Origin of the sequence: Lactobacillus gallinarum DSM 10532 = JCM 2011 (assembly GCF_001434975.1) — a bacterium.
GTDB lineage: Bacteria > Bacillota > Bacilli > Lactobacillales > Lactobacillaceae > Lactobacillus > Lactobacillus gallinarum.
In genome coordinates, this window is the sequence record NZ_AZEL01000069.1 from 1 (window position 1) to 9355 (window position 9355).

The 9355-nt window shown below is 33.9% G+C and carries 12 protein-coding genes and 2 pseudogenes; 8 read left to right on the forward strand and 6 right to left on the reverse strand.

Annotated features, from left to right (window positions below; translation table 11 throughout):
- Positions 1 to 12: 12 nt before the first annotated feature.
- Positions 13 to 381 (forward strand): SLAP domain-containing protein, encoded by a 369-nt coding sequence (locus FC37_RS08470; RefSeq protein WP_056945608.1) that lies wholly within the window; start codon positions 13 to 15, stop codon positions 379 to 381.
- Positions 382 to 448: 67 nt separating this feature from the next.
- Here the strand turns inward: FC37_RS08470 and FC37_RS10135 are convergent, their stop codons facing one another.
- Together FC37_RS10135 and FC37_RS11010 are read right to left on the reverse strand one after the other, a co-directional pair.
- Positions 449 to 805 (reverse strand): phospho-sugar glycosidase domain-containing protein, encoded by a 357-nt coding sequence (locus FC37_RS10135; protein ID WP_081776556.1) that lies wholly within the window; start codon positions 803 to 805, stop codon positions 449 to 451.
- 5 nt (positions 806 to 810) lie between these two features.
- On the reverse strand, positions 811 to 1047 hold the full coding sequence (locus tag FC37_RS11010) for a MupG family TIM beta-alpha barrel fold protein (protein ID WP_081776557.1): 237 nt from the start codon (positions 1045 to 1047) through the stop codon (positions 811 to 813).
- Positions 1048 to 1056: 9 nt separating this feature from the next.
- On the opposite strand from FC37_RS11010, the gene FC37_RS08475 reads away from it, so the two are divergent.
- From FC37_RS08475 to FC37_RS08485, 3 genes and pseudogenes are all read left to right on the forward strand, one after another.
- Complete coding sequence (locus FC37_RS08475) at positions 1057 to 2025, forward strand: hypothetical protein (protein WP_025005387.1); 969 nt, start codon at positions 1057 to 1059, stop codon at positions 2023 to 2025.
- Positions 2024 to 2269: pseudogene (locus tag FC37_RS08480) on the forward strand (restriction endonuclease); the annotation flags it as partial. The gene FC37_RS08475 and the pseudogene FC37_RS08480, both read left to right, overlap by 2 nt.
- 212 nt (positions 2270 to 2481) lie before the next feature.
- Positions 2482 to 3663 carry an SLAP domain-containing protein gene (locus FC37_RS08485; RefSeq protein WP_025005389.1) on the forward strand — a complete coding sequence of 394 codons (1182 nt, stop codon included), beginning with the start codon at positions 2482 to 2484 and terminating at the stop codon, positions 3661 to 3663.
- A gap of 189 nt (positions 3664 to 3852) precedes the next feature.
- On the opposite strand, the gene FC37_RS10345 is transcribed toward FC37_RS08485, so the two are convergent.
- Positions 3853 to 4008: a hypothetical protein gene (locus FC37_RS10345; protein WP_155830881.1), complete on the reverse strand. Its 156-nt coding sequence runs from the start codon at positions 4006 to 4008 to the stop codon at positions 3853 to 3855.
- A 228-nt stretch (positions 4009 to 4236) separates the two neighbouring features.
- On the opposite strand from FC37_RS10345, the pseudogene FC37_RS10145 reads away from it, so the two are divergent.
- Both FC37_RS10145 and FC37_RS08495 read left to right on the forward strand, forming a co-directional pair.
- Positions 4237 to 4774: pseudogene (locus FC37_RS10145) on the forward strand (ABC transporter substrate-binding protein); the annotation flags it as partial.
- A 12-nt stretch (positions 4775 to 4786) separates the two neighbouring features.
- On the forward strand, positions 4787 to 5239 hold the full coding sequence (locus tag FC37_RS08495) for an HIRAN domain-containing protein (protein ID WP_233185880.1): 453 nt from the start codon (positions 4787 to 4789) through the stop codon (positions 5237 to 5239).
- A 72-nt stretch (positions 5240 to 5311) separates the two neighbouring features.
- Here FC37_RS08495 and FC37_RS08500 read toward each other — a convergent pair whose 3' ends face one another.
- Positions 5312 to 5524, reverse strand: a complete 213-nt coding sequence (locus tag FC37_RS08500; protein ID WP_025005391.1) for a hypothetical protein — start codon at positions 5522 to 5524, stop codon at positions 5312 to 5314.
- 147 nt (positions 5525 to 5671) lie between these two features.
- On the opposite strand from FC37_RS08500, the gene FC37_RS08505 reads away from it, so the two are divergent.
- Complete coding sequence (locus FC37_RS08505) at positions 5672 to 5980, forward strand: hypothetical protein (RefSeq protein ID WP_051518982.1); 309 nt, start codon at positions 5672 to 5674, stop codon at positions 5978 to 5980.
- Between the two features lie 394 nt (positions 5981 to 6374).
- Here the strand turns inward: FC37_RS08505 and FC37_RS10885 are convergent, their stop codons facing one another.
- Both FC37_RS10885 and FC37_RS08520 read right to left on the reverse strand, forming a co-directional pair.
- The gene (locus FC37_RS10885; protein ID WP_025005393.1) at positions 6375 to 7355 is read right to left on the reverse strand and encodes a C39 family peptidase; all 981 of its coding nucleotides are present in this window, start codon (positions 7353 to 7355) and stop codon (positions 6375 to 6377) included.
- Between the two features lie 8 nt (positions 7356 to 7363).
- Positions 7364 to 8518: an NlpC/P60 family protein gene (locus FC37_RS08520; RefSeq protein WP_025005394.1), complete on the reverse strand. Its 1155-nt coding sequence runs from the start codon at positions 8516 to 8518 to the stop codon at positions 7364 to 7366.
- A 277-nt stretch (positions 8519 to 8795) separates the two neighbouring features.
- Here FC37_RS08520 and FC37_RS08525 point away from each other — a divergent pair.
- The coding region (locus FC37_RS08525; protein WP_275452828.1) for a pullulanase-associated domain-containing protein at positions 8796 to 9355 on the forward strand (560 nt) is incomplete at its 3' end.

A 9355-nucleotide genomic window follows, 5' to 3' on the forward strand; every position in this document is an offset into this window, starting at 1 on the left:
TAAAAAATCAATTTGCGAGAAAGAACTATTTACACAAAAGATTTGACAGTCTCAAATTTCTTCTTAAAGAAAGGATCCTATATTTATCCTTTAAACAATGCAAAAAAAGTAACCATTAACAAACACGAATACTATCAAATTGGTGAAAACGAATTTGTCAAAGTAGCAAATACTGTTGAAAGAAACACAAAAGTTTTACGTTTAAAGCATAATGCATTTGTATATTCTAAATCAGGAAAAGCAATCAAAAATGGAAAGAAAAAGCTTCTATTGAAGAAAGGTAAACAAGTCAAAGTTAAAGCCAATTTTATTGTAAAAATTGGTCATAGTAAATTTTATCAAATTGGAAAAAATCAATTTGTCAAAGTAGCAAACTTTTAATAAGTAAAATTTTAAAGCGAGAAATGACACTAAAAAGTGTTGTTTCTCGCTTTTTTCATGGACAATTTTAGTTTATTGGTATTAATTTGATCCTGATATCAGCATCAATTTGATCAAAAAGATTTACATACTCAGGGCTTACAAAACCTATAACATTACTTCTCACCTCAAATGGTAGGTCATGTTTAACCAAATATACTTCCCCACTGTAGCGAGCTGCAAGTCTATTTTGCATCACTATACTCCCTCGATGTCTAACGATATTATGTCGGATTCCAACGTTGGGCTTACATGGTAACAATAGACGGATTATATTTTCAGGTTGATCAGGCCTTATGTTAATTTCTTTATTATATAAGTGTTTATATTCAGATAATAAGTTACATAGAATTGTAATTATATGGTTCTGTAGATACTCATTAATATATTTTAAAGTTTCAACAGTGCTTCGCTGTCACCTATAAATACGTTATCAACTTTAGCTTCATGTAATAATTCAATTGCAGCAATATATGGATTCATACCTCGATGTCGTTCTACTGTTGGTAATCCTTCATATATCGGAAATCGTTTAACTAAATCACCGACTACAAAAGCGCTTGTATGTAGTCCTTCCTTTTTTAATAAGTTATTTTTTTTGAAACTTTCCCATCCAAGTCCATAAATAGGTGTATTATGACTTTAAAATTTGAAAAGATGGAAAGTAATAAAGGAAAAGAATTAATTAATCTCTTGCACAGATTTTATCTAAATAGAGTAGAGAATTATTATAATTTTAAAGGCGAGCAACTTACAAGATTTGCATGGGCAAATAATAAAAAAGTAAGAATTTATGGAATAGAAGTTTATATTGATGTAGTGGGAGGACACAAAGGTTTTGTATCATTTGCCACAACTTCAGATACTAGAAATGAGGTACTTCTAGCAAATGGATATTTAGAAACAAATAACCCAAGTTTTTCAAGATATGTTAATGAAAAAGACAGAATAAATTGGCTGGTTTCAAAACAATTAATTTCAAAGAAATTATCTAAAAATATTCTTCCTGCTTCGCTTAAGGTAACTTTTGGTGTTTTTGATGGTGTTGATGCTGTACAAAGTGAAGCTTGGATGAATCAGTGGGTAGATAAGGAATATGATAGTACGTTATCTGTAGAGAGTATGCCGAAACCTATAGCGTCTTTTCCATTATCAAATCAAAAATATTTTGTTGATAGATATCACTTTAATGACATGCTTGAGACAATTAATAATGAGCAATTTACGGATGAATTTAATCAGTGTTTATGTGCATATAATAATCAAAAATGGTTTTTGTGTGCCTCGGGTCTTGGAAGTTGTTTAGAGCATCTCTTACTTATTATTCTTCAAAATTATGCTGAAAACGGTTTTGATACATTAAAAGGATTAGGATATGATCCAACGGCTGCAAGTCTTATAAACAATTTAAGAAAAGAGCCAATAAATATTGATACTCGACAAGAGAGATATATAAGATTAGTTTTTAAAGCAAGGAATGCAGTGAGTCATTATAATTCGGGTTATACTTCAAAAGAACTTTGCGATTTAATGCTTACAGGCATCTCTTCAATATTTAATGATTACTACAGAAATGGTGTTGAGAAGTATAAAGAAGAGAAATAATGTAGTTGGTAGCCCAGAAATCGACAGCTTTTCTGGTGCATTAAGACGTAAGCGAGCAGATCGTGGCGTGTTTATCACTACTTCTTCATTTACTAGTGGGGCAAAGGAAGCGGCTAAGCAATTGAATGTTGCTCTAGTTGATGGCGAAATGCTGACCAATTTAATGGTGCAATACAAAGTTGGAGTTCAAGTCCAACAGACTTATGAACTATATGATATTGATGATGATTTCTTTGCAGAGTGATTATATCGATGAGATACAATAAGAAACTTTTGAAAGAGTCGAAAATAAATAATGAGTTTCATTGATAAGCATATTAACAAGAAAATCAAACAAAATCCAAAGCTCGAAAAAGAATTTGAGCAAAATGAAATATTAAAAAATTGGCAATCTTACTAGAAATTTTACTTAATTACGTTCAAAATAGTGAAAGAATAATATAAGGGAGGTTTATTATGAAATTAAAAAGAATTGCATTGAGTATTGTGGCAGGAGCTGCGCTTATGGTCCCTGCAGCTTTAACAGGACAAAGCCAAAACTCTAGCATAGTTCAAGCAAGTACCTTAAAAAATAAGATTACGTTCGTTAAAAGCTATTCTCAACCAATGTTATATAATAAAAACGGTAAAAGTATAGCTAATAAAAATGAGATTAACTTTAACAAGCCAATTCGTTTTTATGGTCAACCAACTATAATTCAAGGACCTAAAGTTAATGCCTTTATTTATCTTAACGGGATGCCGCAGAGTATTATTAAAGGCAACACTTATGCCGATTTAGGTGATGGTGGTTACATTAATATGAAAGCAGTTGGTAGCTATAACTGGAATAGCAATGAAATTGGCTTGATTAAAAATGCATATGTTTACAACAGTAAAGGTCAACGGCTATCAACTTATCGTGGTCGCAAAGCTTATTTAACTAAAGGCAGCAAAATTAAATATGTTGGTAAGAGCTGGGTTACTTACCCTGATTCATATTTCAATTTAGGTAGCGGAATTTATGTTAAGTCAAATAACGTTAATACCATGAATGGTAAAGGCGTTTTGAAATTAAATACCAATACTGCTATTTATAATAAGAAGGGTCAACGTATTAGCTTTAATGGTCAGCGCGTATTGCCTAAATATTCAATTGTAAATTACGCAGGCAAGCGTCGCGCTAAGACCAAATCTGATGATTACTACTATACAAATTTGAGTGGTAGTAAGTCATATGCAGTTAAGAATTATAAGATTAAGGGCCAAGATTACTACTATATCGGTAAGGGTGCTTATATCAAGGCGATAAACGTTGGACGCATTAACGGTAATCCTGTATTTCGTGATGGTGGTGCAACTACAATTGTTCCTCAAATGGACTTGTTTATCTATAATTCAAAATTAAAAAAGACAAAACAATCTGTTAAGAAGGGCCAAAAGATTAGAGCATTAGATCCAGTTATTCTTGGTAGTGGCGATATTGCACAACTTTTCTACAGAATCAAGGGAACATCTAACTATGTTTCTTGGGGTGATTACAGTGAGTACGGCTTTGAAGACGACGCTTATGTAGGCAACTTTAATTTCCGTGTAAGATTGAATCCTATTAAGACTATTGAAACTGCTGCAACACGTGCTGCTGAAGAATCAGATTAATTATTAGTAAAAACGCTATTCAATTTGGATAGCGTTTTTTGCTTGAAAAAAAGTATAAAATGACAATGTATAGTAGATTTCTTCAGCTATAACATAGTAAGTTCTCTTGATTTTTACATACAAAAAACCCATTGACAACTCATTAGATAGATAAGTTATCAACGGGAATACCTATATTTTACCTCACTCTTATTTAACTTGCTCTAAAGCCTTGTCAATTGGAGTGTCTCCGCCAGTCATCTCAATTACCTTATATTTGGTAGCAGGGAACTTCAGAACATCTGCAAGTACCTGTGCAACATCTGGAATTGGATTTGATTGAGACTCAGAATTATTAACGGACACCAGCTACTAGATCTTTAATTAAATCTTTGCCGGAGCCACCAAATACGAAAACTTTACTCATAATTCTTCTTCTTTCTAATCATTGTTTTAATAAATTTTGCTTTTTAGACTATTTAATTACGTTAAAATTTACGGTGGCATCTATTGTAATCGATTACAATAGATTCGACTCTCAAATGAAGCTAGTGATGCTCTAATCAGGCAACGATTATTTCCTTGAAACGGCAGCTAAAAGATATTCCATTCAAGAAGTTGATTTCATCCGATAAAATCAGAAAGAATCCAATGTTTTTTGGACCATATAAGGTAAGCAGGTGGTTAGAGGTCAATCAGTAACTTGGGTACCTAACAAATATTATTGGAGAGGCACACCTAAGCTAAACAAGATTATCGCCCAAGTGGTTTCAACTAATTCAGCTTCACAAACTATCAAGAGTCACAAGTTTGATATTGCTGACGTAGTTAACTCTCAATGGCAAGTCACTTAAGATTCACTTGGCTACAATGAGTGGTTTAGCTGTCCAAGAGTCAATCGTACAAAATTACATCCAACAATGGCATAAAATCGGTTTGAATGTTAGCTTAACCGGTGGTAGATTAATGGAATTTAATTATGTCTATGATAAACTTGACCATGACGATAAAAATATTGATATGTTCAGGGCTGCTTGGTCATTGTTAACTGAACCATCACCAAGAGGGATGTACAGGGATGTACAGTGAGAACAATCCGATGAATGACTCAAGATTCGTAACTAAGGAAAATTAGAAAGGACTAATGATCATGCAATTTCATGATTCTGATGAAACTATTCACATTCCACCACAAGATATTTTCGAAGATTTACTTGATCAAGTAGAAAAATTGCAAACGCAAGTAGATGAGCTCAAACGTCTGCAATACAGCAATTCTAGCAATGCACGGGATGTTTTTCTGTATGGCTGTGAATTGGCTGGTAGTCAATATCTTGATTTAGCAGATCACGTGGTGCCAAAACTCCATGAAGATGATCCATTAGTTTTGATGCGTGAGCCCAATAACCAATATGATGAACATGCGATTAGCGTATATACTACAGGTGGATTGAAGCTGGGTTATTTGCCAAGAAACAACAATCTAATCTTGAGCCGTTTGATGGATGAAGGAAATTTATTATTCGGTAAAACTAAGACCTTTCATTGGGATGGTAAGAGCCTGTACCTAATTGTGAAAGTTTATATGCGCGCATAAAAAATAAAAACTACTGATAGATCAACGTTTTTAACGAAAATTATCAGTAGTTTTTGTTTTATATTTTTGATATTAAGCAAATGAACGAGGATTTATATCGTTAGCATATTCTTTTAATTCTAGTAAGCTATACTTCTTACCAAAAAGAGTATGTTTATCAGGAACTAAGCGGTAGGATTTGCTCAACCTCTTCATAAATTTGTTGGTAAACATCTTTCTCTTTTTACCATAAAGCGTGTGTTGATTCAGCCATTGTTCTGCTTGATTTCTTGATAAATATTTCATGAAATCTTCCTTTCTATTAGTCGAAGTTGCGAGTAACTTGGCTGTTATTTCATTTTTCACCTATATTGTAGTACTCTAATTGAAATTGGTTAAAATATAATAGTGAAAAGCATAAAATTGATGATAATTTTTTGATTAGATTATAAATTGGCAAATCAGTTTTTTACTAATTTCGATGAGCCGGTAGGCAAGCGTCTGTGTGATCATGATGATATCATTGATGTCACTTTGTATTTTGCAGATAATACTCAAGAAAGAATTGAACTTGCTTGGAGTGAAAATAGTGAAGACAATAATGAGTGGCAGAGTCATCATTTAGAAGTAAAAAAGCCGCTTGATAAAAGTGATCTAGATCAAATTAAACCAGGACTAGCAGAGAAAATGAAAAAAATCGAGCAAAAAGATCGATTTTTGAATCGTAAGATTTTGAGAATCTATGTAGGCAAAGTGGAATAAACCAAAAAATGACTCAATACCTTGATTGGTATTGGGCCATTTTTACTATCCGGCAATTAACATTTTCCAAAGTAAGCTACTAGTATACCAATTGTGTGGTTGAATTGCGGCTAAGCTAGCAACGATGATGCATATTCCAGCTGTTGAAATAGTGATTGAAAATATGCAGTTGACTAAATTCGATGGATAACCACTTTTATGCGCTTGACGAAAAATATTGATGGCAAGTGCCACAAATACTAGACCTACAAATATTCCAATTTGATAATAGATGTACAAATTAATTTCTCCCGTTAGTAAGATTTTACTCTTGGAATATTATAATACTTGAACCTAGAATAGAAAATTACAAATTAAATAGGGATGCATTTTTGCATCCCTATTTAATTTCATATTAATAACTAATAGCGCGATGACCATCTAAAGCCCAGTGAATTTTGAACTTGGCTACGCTGATCTTGCGCTTGGTACCGGTCCATGGATCATTGTAGTAAAGCGTATTGCCGTGATAACCGGTTAGAGTAATAGCATGGTTAGAAATACCATCAAACATACCAACCCAAACAACTACTAGGTGAGACCGCAATAACTTTTGCTTAATTGCATTAATGCTGCACTTAGTCATAATTTGTGGCTTACCTAAATAGTGTTGAACAACTGGCTTAACGCCGCCGGGTGCAACCCAAAAGCCTAGTGGGAATTTTTTATAAGGTGAACCCACAAAGCCTTTATTTGGATTGGAACTACGTGGCATAATCTTTGCAGCTTGATACTTGCTTACTTTTTTACCAGCAAAGTTAAGCATCATAGTTACCGCAGTAATTTCACAACCAGTAGGCATTTGTGGTCGTTGACAAATTACTTTGGCATTATTTTTGATACCTGTAATTTGTCCTTTTTTGTTAATCCAATAATATGCCTTCTTAGTTGAAGTGTTCTTCATGCGGCGTCTACCTAATTGATCAAAGTAGCTGTAATGCTTAGTGTGAGGAACTTTACGCACATTTTTAAGCATTGCGCCGTTTTTGTTAAATAGGTACCAGTAACCATTAATCTTTTTTAAGCCTTTGATTGCTGCGCCATTTTTTAGGTAGTAGGTATTGCCGTTAGTTACTTTCCAGCCGCTATTATTTTTAGATGGAGTATTATTGGAAATTTGATTAGTCTGATTTTGGTTATTTTCTGAATCCTGAGTAGAGTCAGATTTATTTGTTTGAGTATTATTATCCTGTTGCTTGTTATTACTAGTTTGATTGTTTTGAGTATTTGTTTGGCTGGTCTGAGATTGATCAGTTTCATCAGCTTTAACTGTAGTAGAAAAGCCAGTGAGCAAGAAGCAGGAAATAATACTAATGAATAAAATTTTACCTTTCATAATTAATCCTAGATGAATGGACGCTTGATTCCTGCAATAACGTTACGTTGACTGTTTGAAATTGGTGCAACCATTACGCGTGGTGGCCAACTTTCGATAACGCGGTTGTTACCTAAGTAAATAGCAACGTGCCAAATAGTGTGTGTACCTGGTTGGTAGTAGAATACTAAGTCACCACGTCTTCTTTGAGAGTATGCAACACGCTTGAGGTGCTTATCTGCCCAAAGATTGCGTGAGTTCCATTCATTGCCTGGGTGAGCGTGACCGATTGAACTAGTTGGAACAGGACTGATTCCGCCAGCGTAAAGTCCTTGCATTACTAAACCGGAGCAATCTACACCGTAAGCTGGACTTGAAGAACAACCTGCAAGCCATGGCTTACCCATGTATTTGTAAGCTTGGTTGATCATTGCTTCGATGTGAGCTTTTCTGCCTTGCCAAGCTTTAGCCTTTAAAGGAGCAACATAACTGTCGATTCCGTACCAGGACTTTTTAGAAAAGCCCATCTTTTGCCAAGTCTTAAGGTTAACGTTACCGGTTACCTTTAAGCCATGACGACGTTGGAAATTCTTAACTGCATTGTAAGTAGCTTGGTTGTAGTAATTCTTACCATACCAAGTACCCATGCGGTGCATTACTTTCCAGGTTTTAATCCCTTCGTATCCGCGGTAAAGGTTATAGCCAACGTGACCATATGGCTTGATTTGAGTGTAATGAATTTGATGATAGCCCTTAGGATTTTGGTAACCCTTAACTTTAGCTATCAATGTTTTTTTAGCGCTGATGTACTTGCCGTTATTTAACTTTAAAACTGGAGCGTTATCAGCGGGGATGACTAACTTACTAGTTAAATAGTGATATCCCTTTTTGGCTTGATGATCAACTTGAGTTAAAGCGGCATCCTTATAAATAGTAGTATTTTGCTTTAAGCGAATGATCTTAGGATTAGATGAAAGATAGTCGCTTTTATTGAAAGTCGAAGCTTTCTTTTCTGTAGCAGAGCTTTGAGACTGATTAGAGTTCTGTACTACTTGAGTATTTGATTGAGCATCGTTAACAGTATCAGCTTGAACGTGATTTGTAGAAGCGATTCCCGTACCAAGTAAAACTGCTACGATTGCTGTAGTCCACTTTGTATTTTTCAACATATATTTCTCCTCCATAATTTTTGGGAATTCATTTGCTATTTTACTCACGTTTTAAAAATTTTCAAATAGGAAGGAAGAATTAAAAAGTTGGAATAGATTTATTCAGTAATAATTTGTAACATATTATGTTTTTATTCAAAAGTAATTATTATTTTGTGAACTAGAATGAAAAATTTATAGGCAATAACCATGTTAACGATAACAAAAAATAAGGCATATTGTAAATGTAACCGCTTACTAATATAATAGACTTGTTGTTAAAATTATTCAGATTTAAAAATGAGGTTTAGAAATGAATAGGTATCATTATAATTTAGGAAAGTCAGTTTTTATTTGTAGTTCGGCTATTTTAGGCTTATGGCTAGGTGCAAATACAACAACTAACAATGTACAAGCTGAAACAACAACCGAAGAGCCAACTAGTCAACAAATTAGCAAGGCTACTCAAACCTCAACTTCTAACTTAAATCAAGCTGATAAAGAGGAATCGAAAGCTTTACCAACAGCACAAACAGCTACACCAGTAACTCAAACTGAAAATCAGACAAATTCTACGGAAGATAAACCAGAAACTAAGGTAATTGTGCATTATCAAGGTGATGGAGACACCTGGAAACCTTATATTTGGGGAGCTGATCCTGGTAGTAATGGTCAAGAATATGAATGGACCGGTGAGGATTCATATGGTAAATATGCTTCAATTACTTTAGATGGTAATTATAAAAAACTTGGTCTTTTAATAAAGGATAAAAATTGGGGTAAAGATGGCAGTGGCAATGATCGTACTGTGACTGTACCTGATAATGGTAGAGCAGAAGTATGGTATAAAGCAAAGAGTGATGATCAGCAAAA

Bases quoted from the DNA above. Each gene is read 5' to 3' on its own strand.
- FC37_RS08475 (WP_025005387.1), top strand. From the start codon at position 1,057: ATGACTTTAAAATTTGAAAAGATGGAAAGTAATAAAGGAAAAGAATTA.
- FC37_RS08485 (WP_025005389.1), top strand. From the start codon at position 2,482: ATGAAATTAAAAAGAATTGCATTGAGTATTGTGGCAGGAGCTGCGCTT.
- FC37_RS08495 (WP_233185880.1), top strand. From the start codon at position 4,787: ATGATCATGCAATTTCATGATTCTGATGAAACTATTCACATTCCACCA.
- FC37_RS08500 (WP_025005391.1), bottom strand. From the start codon at position 5,524: ATGAAATATTTATCAAGAAATCAAGCAGAACAATGGCTGAATCAACAC.
- FC37_RS10885 (WP_025005393.1), bottom strand. From the start codon at position 7,355: ATGAAAGGTAAAATTTTATTCATTAGTATTATTTCCTGCTTCTTGCTC.
- FC37_RS08520 (WP_025005394.1), bottom strand. From the start codon at position 8,518: ATGGAGGAGAAATATATGTTGAAAAATACAAAGTGGACTACAGCAATC.